This window comes from Actinacidiphila guanduensis (assembly GCF_900103985.1).
In the GTDB taxonomy this organism is placed as follows: domain Bacteria; phylum Actinomycetota; class Actinomycetes; order Streptomycetales; family Streptomycetaceae; genus Actinacidiphila; species Actinacidiphila guanduensis.
Window position 1 is genome coordinate 14,838 of sequence record NZ_FNIE01000008.1, and the last position, 20,923, is coordinate 35,760.

General features: G+C 74.0%; 14 protein-coding genes. 11 read left to right on the forward strand and 3 right to left on the reverse strand.

Features of this window, described 5'->3' with window-relative positions; translation table 11 throughout:
- Positions 1-455: 455 nt before the first annotated feature.
- A complete protein-coding gene (locus BLR33_RS18245; protein WP_093785590.1) occupies positions 456-1,721 on the reverse strand; it encodes an ABC transporter substrate-binding protein in 1,266 nt (421 codons plus the stop codon).
- A 165-nt stretch (positions 1,722-1,886) separates the two neighbouring features.
- Here BLR33_RS18245 and BLR33_RS18250 point away from each other — a divergent pair, with 165 nt between their 5' ends.
- The 4 genes from BLR33_RS18250 to BLR33_RS18265 all read left to right on the forward strand — a co-directional run bounded on the left by BLR33_RS18250 (position 1,887) and on the right by BLR33_RS18265 (position 6,251).
- Positions 1,887-2,393, forward strand: a complete 507-nt coding sequence (locus tag BLR33_RS18250) for a PadR family transcriptional regulator (protein WP_093785591.1) — start codon at positions 1,887-1,889, stop codon at positions 2,391-2,393.
- Complete coding sequence (locus BLR33_RS18255) at positions 2,372-3,166, forward strand: ABC transporter ATP-binding protein (RefSeq protein ID WP_093785592.1); 795 nt, start codon at positions 2,372-2,374, stop codon at positions 3,164-3,166. Before BLR33_RS18250 ends, BLR33_RS18255 begins: the two co-directional genes overlap by 22 nt.
- Positions 3,167-3,171: 5 nt before the next feature.
- A complete protein-coding gene (locus tag BLR33_RS18260; RefSeq protein ID WP_093785593.1) occupies positions 3,172-5,544 on the forward strand; it encodes an FtsX-like permease family protein in 2,373 nt (790 codons plus the stop codon).
- A gap of 467 nt (positions 5,545-6,011) precedes the next feature.
- Complete coding sequence (locus BLR33_RS18265; RefSeq protein ID WP_093785594.1) at positions 6,012-6,251, forward strand: DUF5302 domain-containing protein; 240 nt, start codon at positions 6,012-6,014, stop codon at positions 6,249-6,251.
- A 433-nt stretch (positions 6,252-6,684) separates the two neighbouring features.
- Here the strand turns inward: BLR33_RS18265 and BLR33_RS18270 are convergent, their stop codons facing one another.
- A complete protein-coding gene (locus BLR33_RS18270) occupies positions 6,685-7,371 on the reverse strand; it encodes a TetR/AcrR family transcriptional regulator (RefSeq protein ID WP_093785875.1) in 687 nt (228 codons plus the stop codon).
- Positions 7,372-7,498: 127 nt separating this feature from the next.
- Here BLR33_RS18270 and BLR33_RS18275 point away from each other — a divergent pair, with 127 nt between their 5' ends.
- From BLR33_RS18275 to BLR33_RS18300, 6 genes are all read left to right on the forward strand, one after another.
- Entirely contained in the window at positions 7,499-8,929 is a 1,431-nt protein-coding gene (locus BLR33_RS18275; RefSeq protein WP_093785595.1) for an MFS transporter, read from the forward strand.
- Between the two features lie 42 nt (positions 8,930-8,971).
- Complete coding sequence (locus BLR33_RS18280; RefSeq protein WP_093785596.1) at positions 8,972-9,721, forward strand: SDR family oxidoreductase; 750 nt, start codon at positions 8,972-8,974, stop codon at positions 9,719-9,721.
- A gap of 55 nt (positions 9,722-9,776) precedes the next feature.
- Complete coding sequence (locus BLR33_RS18285) at positions 9,777-10,046, forward strand: hypothetical protein (RefSeq protein WP_176930308.1); 270 nt, start codon at positions 9,777-9,779, stop codon at positions 10,044-10,046.
- A gap of 357 nt (positions 10,047-10,403) precedes the next feature.
- Positions 10,404-11,177, forward strand: coding sequence for a class I SAM-dependent methyltransferase (locus BLR33_RS18290; protein WP_093785598.1), 774 nt, complete (start codon positions 10,404-10,406; stop codon positions 11,175-11,177).
- Between the two features lie 293 nt (positions 11,178-11,470).
- A complete protein-coding gene (locus BLR33_RS18295; RefSeq protein ID WP_143031711.1) occupies positions 11,471-14,281 on the forward strand; it encodes a glycoside hydrolase family 130 protein in 2,811 nt (936 codons plus the stop codon).
- A gap of 106 nt (positions 14,282-14,387) precedes the next feature.
- Positions 14,388-17,531 carry a discoidin domain-containing protein gene (locus tag BLR33_RS18300; protein ID WP_245771495.1) on the forward strand — a complete coding sequence of 1,048 codons (3,144 nt, stop codon included), beginning with the start codon at positions 14,388-14,390 and terminating at the stop codon, positions 17,529-17,531.
- A gap of 147 nt (positions 17,532-17,678) precedes the next feature.
- On the opposite strand, the gene BLR33_RS18305 is transcribed toward BLR33_RS18300, so the two are convergent.
- Positions 17,679-18,320 carry an NAD-dependent epimerase/dehydratase family protein gene (locus BLR33_RS18305; protein ID WP_093785600.1) on the reverse strand — a complete coding sequence of 214 codons (642 nt, stop codon included), beginning with the start codon at positions 18,318-18,320 and terminating at the stop codon, positions 17,679-17,681.
- A gap of 271 nt (positions 18,321-18,591) precedes the next feature.
- Between BLR33_RS18305 and BLR33_RS18310 the strand changes: the two genes are divergently transcribed.
- The gene (locus BLR33_RS18310; RefSeq protein ID WP_176930309.1) at positions 18,592-20,892 is read left to right on the forward strand and encodes a DUF6351 family protein; all 2,301 of its coding nucleotides are present in this window, start codon (positions 18,592-18,594) and stop codon (positions 20,890-20,892) included.
- Positions 20,893-20,923 lie beyond the last annotated feature (31 nt).

Consider the following 20,923-nt stretch of genomic DNA (forward strand, 5'->3'; position numbering starts at 1 on the left):
AGGGGTGGTGCGCGGCGTCCGGTACGGCGGGAGTCGGCGCGGCCCAGGAGCCGGGCTCCTGGGCGACGGGAGTTGCGTACACCCAACACCGTCCAATGCGGGATCAGTGGAGCAGGAACGGACAGGAACAGGAGGGACAGAAGACAGGGGAGGGGCGGGGAGCTGTAACTGGCAGGTAGGACAGGGCAGACCAGCCGGGCCTCCGGTTGCCCGACTGGCTGCTCGTTATACATACACGTTAGCTATAGGCGAGCGAAGCGTGTCAACGGTGTTGCACGCGGATGACGGCCGAATTGCCGCTTCGGCCTGCGCACTTGGTAGAAAAGGGCACACTCCGGCCCCGTGCGGGGTGCGGATGGCTGCCTAACGCGTAAGAAAGAGGGAACCCCGAGGGGAGGTGGTGGGCGGTGGCACACGCGGTGCGGCCCGCCGCCTCGGGGCCCGGCCGGCCCCGGTCAGCCGGTGCGGACGATCGCCGCCAGCTCCCGCTTCAGCCGGGCGAGCGCCTGGTCCACGGTCACCCGGCCGCGCAGCGCGTCACCGGCCACCGCGGCGACCGCCAGGCTCACCTGGTCGTAGTGCGCGCTCTTGGGCCGCGGCTGCGCGTGCTGCACGCTCTGCTCCAGCACCGGCAGGTAGGGGTAGCGGCGCACCAGCGCCGGATCGGTGTAGAGCGAGGCCCACACCGGCGGCAGCGAGCCCAGCGTGAGCACCTGCCGCTGCACGCCCTCGCTGGTCAGGTACGCCAGCAGGTCGGCGGCCGTGCGCGGGTGCCGGGAGTGCGCGTTGACCGCCAGGTCCGAGCCGCCCAGCACGCTGGAGCCCGGCCCGTCCGGCCCGGGCAGCGGCACCACGCCGATCCGCCCGGCCACCGGCGAGCCCTTCGCCGACGCCGAGTCGTACACGTAGGGCCAGTTGCGCAGGAAGAGCAGATGGCCGTCCTGGAAGTCCCGGCGGGACTCCTCCTCCTTGAAGCCCAGCGCCGCCTGCGGGATCCAGCCCTGCCGCACCCCGTCCACCAGGAAGGACAGCGCCTGCCGGGCCGCGGGGGAGTCCACCGTCACGGTGCGGCCCTCGTCGCCGAGCACGGTGCCGCCGGCCGACTGGATCGCCTCGGTGACATTGACCGTCAGGCCCTCGTAGGGCAGCAACTGGCCCGCGTAGCCCTGCAGTCCGTACTTCGGCGCGATCGTCCGCGCGTCCTGCTCCAGCTCGGCCCAGGTGCGCGGCGGCGCCACCCCGGCCTTCGCCAGGATGTCCTTGCGGTAGTACAGCAGCCCGGCGTTGGTGACGTACGGCATCGCGTACAGCCGGCCGCGGAAGGTCGCGGTGTCCAGCACCGAGGGCAGCAGGTGGCCCAGCGGCAGGCTGCCGCGGTCCAGCGGCGCGATCCAGCCCGCGGCGGCGAACTCCGAGGTCCAGGCCACGTCGATGTTGAGCACGTCGAACCGCGAACTGCCCGACCGCAGGCTGCTGGCCATCTGCGCGTACGTCTCGTCGGCCGCCTCGGGCAGCTGGACCAGCGTCACCTTCTCGGCCGGGTGGCCGGCGTTCCAGCCGTCCAGCACGTGCTGCAGGTAGCCGGTCAGGTCGCGGCCGGTGGCCAGCGTGATCGGGCCGCGGCCGCCGTCCCCGCCGCCGCCCGCGCCCTGCGAGCAGCCGGCGAGCAGCACCAGCAGGGCGGCGAGCACCAGCCGTACCGCCATCCCGCTCCGCCGCATCCCGTGCCTCCCCTGCCGACCGGCGCGCACGCCGGCATCGCGTCATGTATATCGGTCAGGCAGCGTGCGATGCTAGGGTCTGGCGCAGACCGAGCGCCGTCCGCCCGGAGGGCGGGGCCCGACCGGCCCCGGCGCCGGACAGGGCCGGGAGGAGGCCGATCCGACGTGCGCTTCGCGCTGCTGGCGCTCCTCGCCAAGGGACCGGCGCACGGCTACGAGCTGAAGCAGGCCCTGGAGAGCAGGCTCGGCGCCGCCTACCCGCAGCTCAACATCGGCCAGGTGTACGTCACCTTGACCCGGCTGGAGAAGTCCGGGCTGATCCGCGGCCAGGACGTCGAGCAGGCGGGCCGCCCCAACAAGCGCACCTACGAGCTGACCCCGGCCGGCCACGAGGCGGTGGCTGCCTGGCTGGAGGACGCCTCCGACGAACCGCGGGTGCGTGACGAGTTCTTCATGAAGCTGGCCCTCGCCGGCGACACCGGGCTGGCCGACCCGGTCGGCCTGATCAACAAGCAGCGCAGGCACTACCTCAACCTGATGCGGGCCATGTCCCGCCTGGCCGGCGTCGATCAGCCCGGCAATCCCTTCCCCCGGCTCCTGGTCGAGGGGGCCGTACTGCACCTCCAGGCCGATCTGGACTGGCTGGAGAAATGTCAGGAGGAACTCGAGTGAGACGCAATGGCGCGTCCGGCCGGGACGGGCAGGAAGCCGAGCCCATACTCCTCGTCGCCGACCTGGTGAAGACCCACCGGGTCGACGGCTCCGTCGTGCGCGCCGTGCGCGGCGTGGACCTGCGGGTGGAACCCGGCGAGTTCGTCGCCGTCACCGGCCCCTCGGGCGCCGGCAAGTCCACCCTGCTGCACCTGCTCGGCGGCCTGCAGCGCCCCGACAGCGGCCGCATCGAACTCGACGGCCGCCGGGTGGACCAGCTCGGCGAGGCCCGCTGGGCGGTGCTGCGCCGCCGCCGCATCGGCATCGTCTTCCAGTTCTTCAACCTCGTCTCCACCCTCACCGTCGCCGACAACGTGGAGCTGCCCGGCCTGCTCGCCGGCCGCTCCGCCCGCCAGGTCCGCGCCCGCCGCGAGGAACTGCTGGACGAACTGGGGCTGGCCGGCAAGGAGGACAGCACCCCGCAGGACCTCTCCGGCGGCGAGCAGCAGCGCGTCGCGCTCGCCCGCGCCCTGGTCAACCGCCCCAGCCTGCTGCTCGCCGACGAGCCCACCGGCAGCCTGGACAGCAAGGGCACCCGCGAGGTGCTGGGCCTGCTCACCCGCTACCACGACCAGGGCCAGACCATCGTGCTCGTCACCCACGACGCCGGGGTCGCCAGCGCCGCCGACCGCGTGGTCAGCCTCTTCGACGGCCGCGTCACCGACGATGTCCGCTTCGCCGAGCCGCCCACCCTGCAGGGGGCCGCCGGCGCCGTCGTCCGCCTCACCGGCTGACCGCCGTGCGCGCCGTACTGCGCTGGGCCCAGGCCGACCTGCGCACGCACCGGGGCCAGGCACTGACCATCGTGCTGGCCAGCGCGGGCGTCACCGTCGCCCTGCTGATGTCCGTCGCCCTGCTGGTGGCCGCCGCGCACCCCTGGCAGCGGCTGTTCACCGCCACGCACGGGGCGCACGTGTGGATGCGGGTCGACCCCGGCGCCGACACCGCGGCCCTGCGGCACCTCGACACCGTGACGGGGATCGCCGGCCCCTTCCGCACGGTCACCGTGACCGTGCAGCACGGCGCGGACAAGGCGGCGGTCGGGCTGCGGGCGGCGCAGAGCCGGCCGCCGTCGGTGGGCCGCCCCGAAATCGTCTCGGGTGGCTGGCTGAGCACGGCGGGCACGGTGCCCGCCGTATCGCCCGGCTCCGGTTCCACCACTGGTTCCGGCACCGCCCCCCTCGGGCCGCAGGCGCCCGTCGACATCGTGCTGGAGCAGTCCGTGGCGACCGCGCTGTGGGCCTCGCCCGGCGACGTGCTCACCGCCCGCGACGGCGACCGCACGCTGCAGCTGCGGGTGGCCGGGGTCGCCGACACCGCCGAGGCGCACTACTCGCCCGGTGGTTCCCCCGGCATCGGCTGGGCCCCTTCCGCCTTCGTCGGCGGCCTCGCCGCCCGGACGCACCAGAGCACCCTGACCGTCGGCCTGGTCACCTCCGACCCCGGCGACACCCGCTACCTGGTGCAGCAGGCCGTCGCCGCCGTCGGCCCCGACAAGGTGGTGTCGGTGTCCACCTGGCGCGACGCCCGCGCCGACGCCGAGGGCGACAACCACCTGCTCGGCCTGCTCACCGGCATCTTCGGCCTGGGCGCCCTGCTCGCGGCCGCCGTCGCCGCCACCGGCGGCATCGGCGTACGGGTACGTGCCCACGCCCGCGACGTCTCCGTCCTCAAAGCGATCGGCCTGACGCCCCTCCAGGTCGCCGGGATGTTCCTCATCCAGCACCTGCTGCTCGCCGGTGCCGGCGTGCTCGCCGCGCTCGCCGCCACCGAGGCGCTGGGCACCCGCGTGCCCGGGCCGCTCGGCCAGGCGCTGGCGGTCTGGCGGACCCTGCCCTCGCAGAGCTGGGCGCTGCCGCTCACCGCGCTCGCCACCCTCGCCGTCATCGGCACCGGCACCGCGCTCGCCGGCTGGCGGGCCGCCCGGCTGCCCGCGATCCCCGTCGCCCGCACCGCCGTTCGCGGCCGCCGGCGGCTGTCCGGCGCCACCCGCACCGCCCTGCGGCTGCGGGTACCGCCCTCGCTCGTCCTCGGCTGGCGCGCGGTCGCCAACCGCCCGGGCCGCTCGGCCGCGGCCGCCGCCCGGCTCATGGTGCCCGTCCTGATGATCAGCGCGGCCCTGGGCACCTGGGCCACCCTGGACGCCTTCCAGCACCAGCCCGTCCGCTACGGCCTGGCCGGCCAGCTCACCGCCCGGGCCGGCGCCGATCCCGGCCGCGTCGCCCGGCAGTTGGCACACGCGCCCGGGGTCGCCGCCGCCCGCCCCGAGGTCGAACTCGCCGCGCTCGCCCCCGGCCAGACCGAGACCGTCACGCTGCGCGGGGTGGGCACCGCGGCGCACCCCTACCCGTACGCGATCGTCGACGGCCGGGCGCCCACCGCGCCCGACGAAGCAGTCGCCGGGCAGGGCCTGTTCACCGCGCTCAACGTCTCGGTCGGCCAGTGGATCCGGCTCACCGTGGGCAGCACTCCGCACATCCTGCACCTGGTCGGGCGCTGCATCGAGACGCAGAACGGCGGCCGGGTCGTCTCCACCGGCTTCGACACCCTCCAGGACCAGGACCCCACCCTGCGCCCGTCCTCCTACGACCTCCAACTCGCCCCCGGCACCAGCCCGTCGGCCGAGCAGGCCGCCCTCGGGGCGGCGACCGGCGGCACCGTGGAGATCCACCGCGTCACCGATCCGGCGGCCGGCGAGTTCCCGCCGATGCGGCGGGTGCTGGTCGGGCTGGTGATGATCCTCGCGCTGGTCGTCCTCGCCGAGATGTCCACCTCGATCGCCACGGTGATCCGCGACCACACCCACGACCTGCGCGCCTACCGTGCGGTGGGGCTCACCCCGCAGCAGACGGTGGCCACGATGGTGACGGGCAACGCGCTGCTCGCGCTGGCGGCGGCCGGGGTGGGCACGCTGCTCGGGGTGCTGGTCTCACGCGTGCTGGTCGACCTGGAGGGCGCCGCCTCGGGCATCGGCTCGGGCATCGCCCGCAGCCCCTCGCCCGGGGTGCTGCTCGCGCTGGTCGCGGCCACGGTGGCACTGGCGGCCGCGGCCTGCCTCCTGCCGGCCCTGCGTGCGGCGAGAACGGCGGCGAGGGGAGTGGGGGAGGCGTAAGGGTGCGGTGCGGGTCGCTAATCGGCTCGGCGGGTGGGGCTTCCGGCGGGGCGCCGGCTCCGCGGTGCGAAGGGTGAGGCGGTAGCCGGCTCGACGGGCGGGGGCGCCGCTTCGGGCGGGGCGTAGCCGTGGAGCGGGCGCACGGGTCGGCGGTCCGCCCGTCGAGTGGGGCCGGCTTCGGCCTGGGCGCAACCCAGGAGCGGGCGCGCTGGTGGGCAGTCGGCTCAACGGGTGGGGCTTCGGGCGGGGGCGTAACCGCGTGGTGGGCGCGCGGTCAACGGTCGGCTCGGCGGGTGGGACCGGTACGCCGTCTCGTACGCGGCCTCCGGAAGGCGGGCGTGCGCTGTCGGCTGTGCCGGGGTTCGCCGTTCCCGCTCGGGCGGTTTCCCGCCGGGTTCGCGGCCCGTTCCGCGCGTTCAACCGGTTGCCTGCTGTGCGCGGCCTCTCCGACGTGTCAGGCTTGGCCCATGACCGACGCAGAACAGGCGGCCGAAGCGGCTGCCGAAGACACGGACGAACCGACGGCGGAGCAGGAAGCGGCGGCTCCGGACGAGGACGACGTGAAGCGCAAGTTCCGCGAGGCGCTGGCCCGCAAGCAGGGCGCCCGCACCAGCCCCAACGGCTCCTCCCAGGGCCCCAGCAAGATCCACGGCGCCCACGGCCGCGCGGGCGGGCCCCGCGAGTTCCGCCGCAAGAGCGGCGGCTGACACGTCGCACCACCAGGGAGCCCCTTTCATTCGTGAGAGGGGCTCCCTTCACGTATGCGGTCGCCACGCTTCCGAAAACGAGCCCACCGACAGCGCCGAAGGCCCGGCCGCGTACTCGGCGCGCAGCGCCGGCGCCGGCGGGGACGCGCAACTGGTGTTCGCCGCGGTGCCCACCGGCAGGCCCGTCATCCTCGGCGAACCGGTTCGGGCAGGACTCGGCTGCTCGTCCGCACGCTGCCGGACCTGCCCGAGCGCTGCCGCTCCCGGGAACCCGTGCCTGTCCTGGCGCGGCTGGGGCACCCATCCGCTACTCCAGCCGTCACCTCTTGACCGCGGCACGGCCAGTCCCGCCGCGCGTGGTTCAACGGCACGGGGGCGAACTGTCGCGATCAGCCGGGCCGAGCGGTCGTGAGCTGCCGAACGGGGCGCGGCCTCAGGCGGGTTCGTGGAGCCGCGCCGCGGTCCGTTCGATGCCGGTGACCAGCAGGTCCAGGTTGAACGCGTAGTAGTCGTCGGGGTCCACGCAGTCGGAGAGCTGGTCCGCGAAGGCCACCACGGCGGGGAAGTCCCGGGGTGGCAGGGCCATGAACGAGGCGTGCTTGACGCGGACGGCGTCCTCCCGCTCCTGCGGGTCCTTCGGCAGCCGGCGGCCCGGCTCGGCCGCCACCATGGCCACCGACGAGCTGAGCAGGAACAGGCCGATACCGCCGATGGGCCCGGCCGGCAGCCCGGCGGCACGGAGCAGTCCGAGAGCCCGGTCGGTGAGGCGGAGCCCGGCCGGTGAGGCCAGGACGCGCGTCGGCATCAGCCGGGCCACCTCGGGGTGCGGGCGGACGACCGCGACCACGGCCGCCAGGACGTCGCGCAACTCCCCGGCCCAGTCGTCCGGCCTGGCCTCGGGGAGCACGACCTCGGTGAACAGATGCTCGGCCATGCCGTCCAGCAACTGCTCCTTGTCACGGAAGTGCCAGTAGAGGGCGGTGGGCGCCACGCCCTGCAGCTGGGCCAGCCGGCGGACGGTGACCGCCTCCAGCCCCTCGGCGTCCGCCAGGGCGATCGCCGCGGTCACCAGCACGTCGCGGCTCAGCCGCGGTCGGTCCTTCTTCGCCCCAGCAGCCATGCGCCCCAGCATACGCGTGACATGCGTCATGAACGATGCTCCTGAACACTGTTCATGAATGATGTAAGGTCGGGCTCGCACGCTTCCGCACGTGCCTCGCCGTACGTTCACGAGAAAGGCCGTCCTTATGCGACGCAGCCCTTGGGCCACCCTGGTGGTGCTCGCCCTCGCACAATTCATGGTGGTGCTGGACGTCACGATCGTGAACGTGGCGCTGCCCGGCATCCAGAGCGACCTCGGCTTCTCCGTGACCGGGCTGCAGTGGGTGATCAGCGCGTACACCCTGCTGTTCGGCGGCTTCCTGCTGCTCGGCGGCCGCGCCGCGGACCTCCTCGGGTCGCGCGCGGTCTTCACCATCGGCCTGGCGCTCTTCGGTGCCACGTCGCTCGCGGGCGGCCTCGCCCCCTCGCCGGGCTGGCTCATCGCCGCGCGCGCCGTGCAGGGCCTGGGCGCCGCGCTGCTGTCGCCGGCCGCCCTGTCCATCGTCACCGTCACCTTCGCGCACGGACGGGCGCGCAACATCGCCCTGGGCGTGTGGGGCGGCCTCGCCGGGCTCGGCGGCACGCTGGGAGTCGTCGCCGGCGGCCTGCTGGTCGACGCGCTGAGCTGGCGCTGGGTGTTCTTCGTCAACGTGCCGGTCGTCGTCCTGCTGCTGGCGATCACGCCGCGGTTCGTCGCCCGGTTCGGGCCGCGCGCGGGGGAGCGGTCCTTCGACCTGCTCGGGGCCGTGCTCGGGACGGGCGGGCTGCTCGCCCTCGTGTACGGGGTGGTCCGGGCGCAGCCCGTCGGGTGGTCGTCGCCCGAGGTCGTCGGGTGCCTGATCGGCGGCGTGCTGCTGCTGGTGGCGTTCGTCGCCGCCGAGGCGCGGTCGGCCGCGCCGCTGGTCCCCTTGCGCCTGCTGCGCTCCCGCACGCTGAGCAGCGCGGGCGGCGCCCTGGCGCTCAACGGGGCCTCGTTCCTGTCGACCTTCTTCCTCGTGGCGATCTTCCTGCAGCAGGTCCGGCACGGCTCCGCGCTGCGGGCCGGCGTCGAGTTCCTGCCCATGGGCGGCGCCGCCATCCTCGCCGCCCTGACCGCCACGGCGATGGTCAACCGGTTCGGCACCCGTCCCGTCCAGACCGCCGGCGCCGCCGTCTCCGTCGCCGGCCTGCTCCTGCTGTCGCGGACCGGGGCGGACGACGCGTACGCCGCGTGGCTCCTGCCCGGCCTCGTCCTGTTCGGGTTCGGGATCATCGGGGTGGGCGTCCCCGCGCAGATCGCCGCGCGCGCCGATGTGGCCACGGCGGAGGCGGGCGCCGCGTCCGGCGTGGTGCAGGCCTTCTACCAGGTCGGCGGCGCCCTCGGCCTCGCCGTCGTCACCACCGTGTCCACCTCGCGCGCCGACTCCGCGATCGCCGGCGGTGCCACGCCGTCGGCGGGACTCACCGACGGCTTCCACCGCGGCCTGCTGATCGCCGCCGCCTTCTCCGTGGCGATCTTCCTGGTCAGCGCCCTCTCCCCGCGCGTGGCTCCGCACAAGGAGCAGCAGCCGGTGGACGGCGTCACCGTGGCGGCCTGACCCCCGCGCTTGCGCGACCGTGGAGTGAACAAGGAGAGCACGATGACGCGTTCGAGGATTCTGATCACCGGGGCCAGCTCCGGACTGGGCCGGGGACTCGCCCGGGAGTTCGCGGCCCGCGGCGCCACGCTGGCGCTGTGCGCGCGGCGGACCGACCGGCTGGAGGAACTGCGGTCGCAGTTGCGGGCCGAGCACCCCGGTCTCCAGGTCCACGTGAAAGCACTGGATGTGACCGACCACGAGCGGGTGTTCGAGGTCGTCGACGCCTTCGCCGCCGAACTGGGCGGGCTGGACCGGGTGGTGGTGAACGCCGGTATCGGGAACGGCCGCCCGCTGGGCACCGGGGACTTCACCGTCAACCGCGCCATCGTGGAGACCAACCTGGTCGCCGCACTGGCCCAGATCGAGGCGGCGATGGAGGTCTTCCGGCGCCAGGGCAGCGGCCACCTGGTGGTGATGTCGTCGGTGGGCGCCTTCCGGGCGATCAGCGGCTCGATGACGGCCTACGCGGCCAGCAAGGCCGCGGTGGCGATGCTGGCCGAGGGCCTGCGGGCCGAACTGCACGGCTCCGGCATCACCGTGAGCACCATCTTCCCCGGCTACATCGCCACCGACCTGAACGAGCAGCGGCCGGACGCCCCGTTCATGGTCGACGCCGCCACCGGGTGCCGGGCGCTGGCGAGGGCGATCGACAAGGAGCCCGACACGGCTGTCGTACCGGCGTGGCCGTGGGCTCCGATCGGCCTCGCCCTGCGCAACCTGCCGCTGAGCGTGGCCCGTCGCCTCGGCTGAGCGCGGCGCCGCGCCGCGACCCACAGCCCAGCGGGCCGCTCAAGGCCGGCACTGAGTGCGGACACCGGTGCTGCTGTCCGCGGACACCCGGCTGGCCGGGCCGGCGGGCTCGGCCGCCGCCTTGCTGGCGGGCGCCGACAGCGCGGAGCTGGACGTATGGGTGGACGCCCACGGCAAGCCGGTCCGCTGGGTGATGACGCCGGCAGCGGGCCGGACCGTCGCCATCGACTACTTCGCCTTCGCCGGCCCGCGCACCATCACCCCGCCCGCCCCGCGCGACACCGCGAACGTGAAACTGGTCTCCGGCCGTCCCGTCGCGGCCTGAGCCCCGCCCCGTAGGCGGCTTCGGGTACGAGCCCGGCGGCTGACCACGCGGTGGCACGCGGGGACGCGGACCGACGCGGACCGTTGACTGGTCGGGCAGCACCACGCCCCACTCATCCCCCCGCCACCCGCGATCCCATCACGACCCAGCCTCGCGAACTGCCCACACCAGTCCCCGTACAGCACGGGTCTCCGCGCCGTCGCGAGGACCGGGACCACCCCGTTACGCCGCCTCGGCCGGCCCGATACTGTCCGCCCCCGGACGGCGATGAAGCGGACCTGCCTGCCGCTCCAGGCCGAGCGCCCGGTAGGGAAAACGGTGTGCAAGCCATCTGTCCCGCTGCCAGGATGACCGGCCATGACCTCAGCGCGGGCCACCGCCCTCTTCGACCGAGTGGCCTCGGTCTATGACGAAGTACTGCCGTTCTTCGCCGGGTTCGGCCAGCAGCACATGGACTGGCTCGCTCCGGTGCGCGGCACCCGCGTCCTCGACCTGGGCGCCGGGCGCGGCGCCCTGACCGCTGCCGCGCTCGCCCGCGGCTGCCGGGTGACCGCGGTGGACTGCGCTCCCGGCATGATCGAGCGGCTCTCGGCTCAGTACCCGGCGGTTCACGAAGCGCGGGTGATGGACGCTCACCGACTGGACTTCCCCGACAGCTCCTTCGACCTGGTCTGTGCGGGATTCGTCGTCCACCTGCTCGATCATCCGGCTGCGGCGGCCCAGGAGATCCGCCGGGTCCTGACTCCCGGCGGGGTGTTCTCCTTCTCCGTCCCCGGCCCGGTCCAGGACGCGCCGGAGTGGGAGTTCTACGGTGCCCTCTTCCGCGAGTTCCAGCCCCTGATACCCGTCGGCGAAGGACGGCTCAGCCGGCCCTTGGACGAGGGGCGGTTCCTCGCGACGGCGGGGTTCACAGGCATCAGCAGCACGGCCGTCGAGCAGCGCCTTCCCGTACCCGACGCCGACACGTTCTGGAACTGGGGGCTCTCGCACGGCTCCCGCGCCTTCTTCGACGCCCTCCCGGCCGATGCCCGAGCCGCGTTCGAAGCCCGAGTCCGCGCGGAGCTGTCCGCCATGGACCCGATCGTATTCGCCGCCGGCGCCGGCCTCTGGCGCGGCACGTCACCGGCCTGACCTCGCGCAGACGCCACCGGTCAGCAGGCAGCCGGATCTCCCGTGGCCCACCGCGACACCCGCCGGTACGACCTTCCCGTGCAGCGCGGTTTGCCGGCCCCCGCCCCAACCCGCGCTCCACGCACCGCCGTACGCAAGCGCCTGCGACCTGCCGCCGCCGCGGGCCCGGTCGGCCGCACGCAGGCCCCGTCGCACCCCTTGACGCCGGGAGGTCGCGGTGGAATCGTTCGGGCCGGGCGACAACGTTGTCATAGCCCGCGGCCCGCTGCCGCCAGGCCTGATACGACGACCCGTTGGAGAGTTCCCGCGTCGAGTTGAGAGGTTGGACGATGGTCGGCTTCCACCTGTTCGCCGCACACCTGCGAAGGGGACCGGACGCGCCCGCGCCGCGAGCATCCCGGCACGGGCGCGCGGTGGCGCGGCTGCTCGCGTGCGGCGCGCTCGCCGTGGCCGTCGTCGTGGCGCTCTGCGCGGCGCCCACCGCCACCGCGTCCGCCACGGCCCCGGCGACCGGCGCCGCGCACGCGGCCGGCCACGCCGCCGCACCCGCGCCGGCCACCACCGCGGCGGGCAACGCCGGTTACACCGCGGCGAACCTCCCCGACTGGGCCATCGGCCCGTTCACCCGCAGCGCGGACAACCCGCTGCTGACGCCCAGCGGCAGCGGGTACGAGGCCGCCGCCCTGTACAACCCGGGCGTGCTCTACCGCGGCGGCCGGTACCGGATGCTCTACCGCGCCCAGGGCTCCTACGGCGGCCCGTCGCAGATCGGCTACGCCTCCGGCACCGACGGCACCCACTTCACGGAGGACACCGCCGACAACCCGGTGATCGGCTTCGGCCTGGCCGGCCAGCAGGACAGGTGCGGCCTGGAGGACCCGCGCCTGTTCGAACTCCACGGCACCTACTACTCGTTCTTCACCTCCGTCCACCCGAAGGCGGACGGCAGCTGCTACGGCTCGTACGACATCTCCGAGTCCACCTCGACCGACGGCGTCCACTGGAGCACCCCGTGGGTGGTGGAGCCGAACGCCGGGAACAACAAGGACGCCGCGGTGGTCACCGGCGCCGACGGCACGCCCCGGAAGGTGAACGGCGAGTACGTCATGTACTTCGGGCAGGGCGACACCGGCACGGACATCGCCTACTCGTCGGACCTGCGCACCTGGCACGCCAAGGGCAGCACCACCCCGCGGACGGCCGACCCGCTCGACGTCCACTACCCCAAGGGCTGGCAGCCCTACGAGGTGTCCGTGGCGGTCACCGACTACCGGACCGTGCTGGGCCGGCCCGCCAACCAGGACATCGTGGTCTTCACCGCCGGGACGCTGATGGCCAACGGCCGCTGGTTCTACGCGATCAGCGAGGAGGAATTCTCCGGCCAGGACCCGACGCTGATGCTCCACCAGCTCAGCGACGCGGCGCTGACCCCGACACCGGACGTGCCGTACGAGTGGAACGGCCAGACGCCGAAGACGGTGTGGACGAACAGCATCTTCTTCCACGACGGCCAATGGATGATGTACTACGGCGGCGGTGACACGGTCACCGGGCTCGCCACCGCGGGGCTGCGCCGCCCGCAGCCGGCGCCCCCGGCCGCGACCCCGTTCCGCACCGGCTTCGAGCACGGCCAGCCCGCACCCGACTGGGTCGACGGCGTCGACACCTCCCCCGGCGGCGGCGGGATCTCCGGCGTCACCGCGTACAGCGGCGCCTCCGGCCCGGAGGCCAGTGCGCGCCAGGTGCTCGACCACGACGGCACCAACGCGCTGATGTACTCCGGGCAGGCCACCGGCGCGGCCGACGACCACGCCTACATGCGGCTGTTCGACCTGTCCGGCCGGCCGGTGCGCACCGGCCGGGACACCACGTTGAGCTACTGGATCCATCCTCAGGCGAAAGGCGCCGACGCGCCCGGCGTCACCGGCGACAACAGCAGCTGTGTCGCCCTCGACCTGGTCTTCTCCGACGGCAGCAGCCTGCACGGCCTGCCGGGCTCCCCGCTCACGGCCGCGTCGCAGTGCGGCACGCTCGTGCCCGGCCAGTGGAACCGGGTCGGTGTGGACATCGGAAAGGCGGCGGCGGGCAGGAAGATCGTCCGCATCGACCTGGGCTACGACCAGCCCGGCGGCAAGGGCGGCTACCGCGGCTACGTCGACGACATCGCGCTCACGAACACCCCGGCCCGCACCGCGACCCTCAGCTCGGTCACTCCCGCGCAGGCCGCACCCGGCCAGCGGGTCACCGTCACCGGCAAGGGCTTCGGCTCCTCCTCGCACGGCCGGCAACTGCTGCTGTCCGACGCCGGCGTGCACTGGGGCGGCGCGGGCGACCTCGGCACCCTGCACATCGACCACTGGTCGGACACCTCCATCACGTTCACGGTGCCGAAGCCGAGCGGCCCGGCCGTCTCGACGGCCTCCGGGCCGGGCAACATCTGGCGCGTCGAACCCGGCAGCGTGGCGAGCGTCGCCGTGGTGACCGGGCCCGGCGGCGGGACGTCCGGCACCGGGCAGTTCACCGTCGCGGCCACGGACACGCTGTCCGACTACTACAACGACGTGGGCATCTCGCCGGACACCGACCCGGGGTGCGGCGCGCTCGACAACGGCACCGACACCTACTCGGCGGACGCGCTCGCCGCGGCCGCACCGCACCCGCTCACCCCCGGCGCCCGGGTGGACATCGACGGGCTGGACTTCACCTGGCCGCAGGCACAGCCCTGCAACGACGACAACGTGCGCGCGCTCGGCCAGACCGTGCTGATGCCGCACCGGGCCGGTGCCACCCGGATCGGCTTCCTCGGCGCGGCGACGAACGGGGCCCACTCGGGCACCGTGACGATCCACTACACCGACGGCAGCAGCGGCACCGCGACACTGGCGCAGTCCGACTGGGGCAACGCGCCCGGCGCCGGGAACACCGAGGTGGCCGCGATGACCTACCGCAACCAGGCACTCGGCAGGCAGGACCACGCCTTCCACGTCGACGAGCAGACCGTGGCCGTCGACCCGGACAAGGTCGTCGCCTCGATCACGCTGCCCTCCGACAAGGACCTCCACATCTTCGCGACGGCGCAGGACGGCACGCCCGCCGCGAAGTAGCCCCCCGGCGGGGGAGCACCGCCAGGTGCTTCCCCGCACCCGCTGCCGCCCACCGTCCCGTATCCGTACCACCCCGTCAGACCTGCACCACGAGAGGCGTCGAAACGTGTCCCAGCTACCCCCTCTCCCCGTCGACCGGCGCCGGTTCGTCCAGCTGCTCGGCGCCTCGGCCGCCCTGGCCGCACTGCCCGCCGCGCTGGCCGAAGGCACCGCGTCCGCCGCCGGGCACCCCGGCGGCAGCACCACCGCCGCCGACCCGGTGGCCGACACCTACTACCGGGTCCTGCTCGACCACACCCGCTGGTCGGAGACCCAGTGGGACGCGGCCAAGGGCTACTACACGGCCACCGACTTCGGCTTCGCGGTCGTCCTGGGCAACGCGGTCCTCCTCACCCACGGCAGCTACGACGCCGGGAAGGCCGGCATCGACGCGGCCACGCTGAAGGACCGGACGCTCGCCTCGATCGCGCACTTCGCCGCCTCCAACCGCAACAACGGCGGCACCGAGTGGGGCAGGACGCTTTTCTTCGACACCACCTTCCAGCTGTACTTCGCCCTGGCCGCCCGGCTCCTGTGGCAGGACCTCGACACCGGCACGCGGCAACTCGTCGACTCCCTCATCCGCAACCAGGCCGCCTACACCACCTCGCTCGGCACCCGCGACGACCCGCTGTCCTCCCCGTGGACCCCCAACGGACTCAAGGGCGGCTGGCAGGGCGACACCAAGGTCGACGAGATGGGCGTCTACGCCCAGTCGCTGGTGCCGGCGCTGGTCTGGGCGCAGGACGACCCGCGGTACCCGGACTGGCTGGCCTGCTACCGGGCCTGGGCGCGCAACGAGACGGGCCTGCCGGCGGCCGACCTGGCCAACCCGGCCACGGTGGACGGGACCGCGGTCAGCGCCAACACCGCGCACAACCTGTGGGACACCTTCCTGGTGGAGAACCACGGCTCCTTCGAGCCGCACTACCAGGAGGAGGTGTGGCGCACCTCCGCGCGCACGGCGATCCACTACCTGACCGCCGGCCGCGCCCTGCCGCAGGTGGTCACCGACCAGCCCAACACCGGCCCGCTGTGGCGCAGCATCCTCAACGTGATGAGCGACGCGGGCGAGCCGTTCATGCCGATGATCAACGACCGGGAGCACCTGTACGGCCGCGACGTGATCCCGCTGGCGTTCCAGGCCCAGGTGATCGGCGACCGCGCCGCCGCCTGGGCCGAACAGGCCATGGCCGCAAGGCTGGAGGCCTATCAGGCGTACCCGCCGCAGTACCGGCTGGCGAAGTTCTCCGGCGAGCCCAAGTACGAGCCGGAGGCCCGCGCCGAGGTCGCCATCAGCTACCTGCTCCACCAGTGGGCGGCGCGCTCGGGGCGGAGCGTGCGGGCGCTGTCGGCGGCGGAGTTCTTCCGGCAGGCGTCCGGCGTCATCGACTTCGGTGCGGGCCCGGGCCTGGTCTCGCACCAGTCGTCCGGCGCCTGGGCGGGGGCCGTCAGCAAGGCCGGGTTCGTGAAGTTCGGCTGGCAACCCGCGCACGACGACTGGCTGTTCAAGCTCAGCGCCGCCACCCCGGTGTTCCTGCCGGCGGTCACCGGCACGGTCGCCGGCCGCCGGGTGCGCGCCTACCAGGCGGTGCGGGACGGTTTCGACGGCAGCGCGACCGTCCTGGACCTCGGGTCGGCGGCCTACGCGGGCCTGACCACCCTGCCCTCGGGCGCGGTCGTCTACGCCACCACCGGGACCGGCGCGGGCGAGGGCCACCTGGAGGTCTACAACCTGACCATGCCGGGCATGCCCGGCCTCACCGGGTCGCGCACCTACCGCTACGCCGAGGGCAGCCACACCGTCGCGGCCGCCGACAGCGACGGCACGACCACCGGCGGCCGGGTGGACCAGCTGACCTTCACCCGCACCTCGGTGCGCTACCTGCGCATGCAGGGCGTCCAGGGCGACCCCACCTACGGCTACTCGATCTACGAGTTCGAGGCCCGGGACGGCGCCGACGGTGCCGACATCGCCCAGGGCGGCACCGCCACCGCCTCCTCCTCGACCACCGGCATGGGCCCCTCGCTCGCCGTCGACGGCAGCACCACCACCCGGTGGGCGGTGGCCAAGAGCGACCGCCAGCGGGGCGACAGCTGGCTGGAGGTGGACCTCGGCGCCGCGCACGACGTGGATCGGGTGACCGTCCGCTGGGAAGCCGCCGCCGGGCGGAAGTACCTCGTGCAGGGCTCCACCGACGGGCAGACCTGGACCGACCTGGCCTCCTGGCCCACCCCGGACGTGACCAGCACCGGCGGCTGGCTCGACGTGGACGGCCGGGCCGGGCTGGTGGTGCGCGGCTCGGAGCTGCCGCTGTCGGTCTACGGCGACGTCGTGGTGCTCGCCGACGGCCCGGCCGCGCCGCTGTTGGTCGAGGGCCTGCCCGGCGCCTCGACGAGCACCCTGCGCGCGCTGGCCGCGCGGCCGGTGCCGCGGCCGGACGCCGACGGGGTGCGGGCGGCCCTGACCGAGGACCACCTCAGCGTCTTCAACCTGACCGGCTCCCCGGTGTCCACCACGGTCGCCGTGCCCTCCACCGGCACCGAGCGGGTGCTGTTCGAGGGCCGGCAGACGGTCACCTCGGACGGCACCTTGCTGGAGGTCGCCCTCGACGCGGCATCGGCGCAGCTCCTCCCGCCGCGGCTGACGCTGCGTCCGCTGTCCGGCCGCCGGCTGCCGTCCGGCCTGGTCGCCGAGGTGGTGGACGGTGCCACGGTGCGGCTGTCCGGGGCGTCCTGCCAGGTGCGGGTGACCGGCCAGGGCCGCAGCGCCGTGGCGACGGTGCGGGACGGGCGGGGAGCCGTCACCGTCCGGGTGAGCGGGGCCACCGCGTACCCGCTGGACGACCTGGCGCTGGGCCGGACCGTCTTCCCGACCGACCCGCTGCCCGCCGGCATGTCCGACCCGCGCGCGGCCGTGGACGGCGACCCGCACACGGCGTGGACACCGGGCCCCAAGGGCCGGATGGTGGTGGACCTGGGCGCCTCGGTGCAGTTCACGGAGGTGAGCGCCGAGTGGACCGGCGGCCGTGTCCCGGCCGGGCAGGTCGAGGTCAGTGACGACGGCGTGACCTACCGCGGCGCGGGCACCCTGACCGGGTCCGGCCCGCGCCGGAGCCTCGGTGTCAAGGCCACCGCCCGCTACGTCGCCCTGGCGACCGACGCCGCCGGCGCCGGCGGGGCGCGCCTGGTCAGCCTCTCGGTGCGCTGACCCGGCCACGGGGGTGCCGCGCCACCGCGGCACCCCCGCCGTATGTCGGCCTTCGCCCCACAGCCCCCGCCGCCGGTCCCAGGAGCAAGGATTCCGCTGTCCGGCTCGGTCCGCCGCGGCCCCGGGCGCCCGGGACCGGGGGAGGGCTCAGCGGAGGTCCCGGCCCTCGAGGACGCGGTTGCGAACTCCGGTGCGGGCGGCCTGGAGCATCACCTGGCCGAGGCGGTCGGAGGTGGTGACGAGGTGGGGGAGCGCCCTGTCCAGCAGCGGGTACAGCCGCACGGCCATGCGGTACCCGAGGGTGTAGCGCGCGACGGAGGACCGGTCCGCGGGCTGGACGTGCGCGGGACGGACCATGCAGCCGGTCGTCGGGAAGAGCTCCTGGATCGCCTTCTCGGCGCGGGCCTTGACGCGGAAGCCCTTGGCCCGCTTCCCGGTGTCCGCCCCCGTGACGGAGACGTAGAAGAAGGCCATGTCGGGCCGCACGGCCACGATGGCGCGCCCCGCGGCGACGGCGAAGTCGTGGGTCACGCGGGTGTACTCGGCCTCGTCGAGTTCGCGCGAGGCGCGCCCGACGCACCAGAAGCACACGTCGTACGCGGCGAACCGGTCCTCCACCGCCGAGAAGTCCGTGAAGTCCTCGTGGAGGACCTCGTGCAGGCGGGGGTGGCGTACACCGGTCGCGCGGCGGGTGACGACGAGCACCTCCTCGACGTCGGGGGCCTGGAGGCACTGGCGCAGGACGCCGCCGCCAACCGTACCGGTGGCGCCGAACAGCAGGATCTTCACCGTGTCATGTCTCTTTCGTGCGGGGGAGGAGCGGCTTCGCGCCCTGCAGCATAGCGGACCACTGCTCTCTTGAGTAATCCCGCCGAGGCCGCTCCGAGTATGCGCCGTGGTGCTCTCCTGCGGTGTGACGCGGCAATGACCCCTCGACGCGCAGATCGCGAACAAGCGCGAAGTCTAGGCAAGTGAGCAATGGTCCGTTACGTTGCGCCCGTGCTGCTTCCCGAGCCGCAGTGCGCAGCACCACGCAGCACCACGAGGAAGGGACCCGCCCATGTCCGAACGCCGTCACCGCTCCGCCCTCGACCGGACCGTCACGTGCGCCGCCCTGTCCGCCGTGGCCGGCCTGCTCGCGCTGACCGCCCCGCCCGCCACCGCGGTGGGCGCGGGCAACGGTCCCGCACCCACCGCCCTGCGGCTGACCACGGCGGCCAACTCGCACCCGGAACTGATCAGCGGGCCCTCCACCCTGATCCGGGTCTCCCTTCCCGCTCACGCCGATCCGCACCGGGCGCGGATCACGGAGAACGGCCGCGACATCTCGGACGCCTTCGCCGAACAGCCGGACGGGACCCTGCTCGGCCTGGCGACCGGCCTGCGGGTCGGCGGCAACGAACTGACCGCCGCGGCCGGGAAGGACCGCGCGACGCTGAGGATCACCGACCACCCGAGCACCGGGCCGGTCTTCTCGGGCCCCCAGCAGCACCCGTACTTCTGCGAGACCACGGCCTTCGGTCTGTCCGCCGCACGGCAGCCGGACTGCTCGGCACCGACGAAGGTCACCTACTGGTACCGGACGCGCGACGGAGCCTTCAAGACGCTCACCGACCCGCGGAGCAGGCCCGCGGACCTGGCCACCGCGCACGTCGACGGGCGGGCCGTGCCGTACGTCGTCCGCATGGAGACGGGCACCATCGACCGGGCCGTCTACCAGACCGCGGTGCTCTACGACGGGAGGGCTCCCTCGCCGCTGCGGACCGGCGCCGGCTGGAACCACAAGCTCGTCTACACCTTCGGCGGCGGCTGCAACGGCGGGTACCACCAGGGCGACGTCACCGGCGGCGTGCTCGACGACCTGATGCTGTCCCAGGGCTACGGTGTCGCCTCCTCCAGCCTCAACGTGCTGGACCAGAACTGCAGCACCGTGCTGTCCGCCGAGGCGGCGATGATGGTGAAGGAACACTTCGCCGACGTGAACGGACCGATCCGGTACACCATCGGCTGGGGCGCGTCGGGCGGCGCCATCCAGCAGTACGACATCGCGGACGCCTACCCGGGCATCCTGGACGGCATCGTGGCCGGAGTGCCGTTTCCCGACCCGCTGTCCACCGCGGTCACGACCGAGGACTGCCTCCTGCTGGACAACTGGTTCGCAGCCGGCGGCCGGGGACTGAGCGCCGCGCAGCGTCAGGCCGTCGCCGGTTTCCGCTCCTACGACACCTGCACCTCCTGGATCGCCTCCTTCGCCGACCGGATCACTCCCACCGGCAGCTGCAACCGCCAGCTCGTCTCGCCGGACGCGGCGATCCCGACCGCGGCCCTCTGGGACCCGGCCAGGAACCCGCACGGCGTGCAGTGCAGCCTCCAGCGCCAGCTCGGCAACCAGCTCGGAGTCGATCCCCGCACCGGCCTCGCCCCCCTGCCGTACGACAACACCGGGGTCCAGTACGGCCTCTCCGCGCTCGACGACGACGCGATCAGCCCCGACCAGTTCGTGGCCCTCAACCGCGCCGTCGGCGGCCTCGACCAGTACGGCGCGCCGGTCGCCGCGCGCAGCTCCGCCTCCGCGCGCATGCTGACCACCGCCTACCGGGAGGACCTGATCCTCTCCGGCGGCCAGGGACTGCGCTCCACGCCCGTCATCGACCAGCGCACGGACATGGACGAGGCCGGCGTCCTCTCCGACATCCACACCACCCAGTGGTCCTTCGCCCTTCGTGCCCGGCTGCTGCGGGCCAACGGCACCGCCGCCAACCAGGTCGTCATCGAGAACCAGGCGACACCGGAACAGACGGTGGCGGCGTCCGCCTACGAACTGTCGGCCATGGACCGGTGGCTGGCGAACATCTCCGAGGACACCACGCACCGCGATCCCCGGGACAAGGTCGTGGCCGGCAGACCGGCCGGGCTGGGCGACGGCTGCTACCTGCCCTCCGGGCAACGCGTCCTCGCCCCGCTCACGTACCCCGCGACCGGTCCGTGCGCCGCCCTCTACCCGGTCGCGTCGAGCCCTCGGGGCGTGGCCGGCGCGCCGTTGGCCGCGGACGTGCTCAAGTGCCAGCTGCGGCCGATCGACTTCTCCTCCTACCGCGTGCGGTTCACTGCCGCCCAGCGCAGGGCCCTGCGGGCGGCCTTCCCCGAGGGCGTCTGCGCGTACGACCGGCCCGCCGTGGGCAGCACGCCCCCGATGGGCACGTGGCTGAGCTACGGCGACGGCTCGTGCGGCACCTTCGGCCGGGCCCCGGCCCCCCGGCCCGTGGGCGCCGCGTCGGCGTGCGCCCATGAACCCGGTGGCCGGCCTGCCGGTCATCAGGGACGCGGCGTGGGTGCGGGCGCCGGGGCGGGGCCGTCATGACGGACGCGCCCAGGCCGGGCAGTTCGGTGAC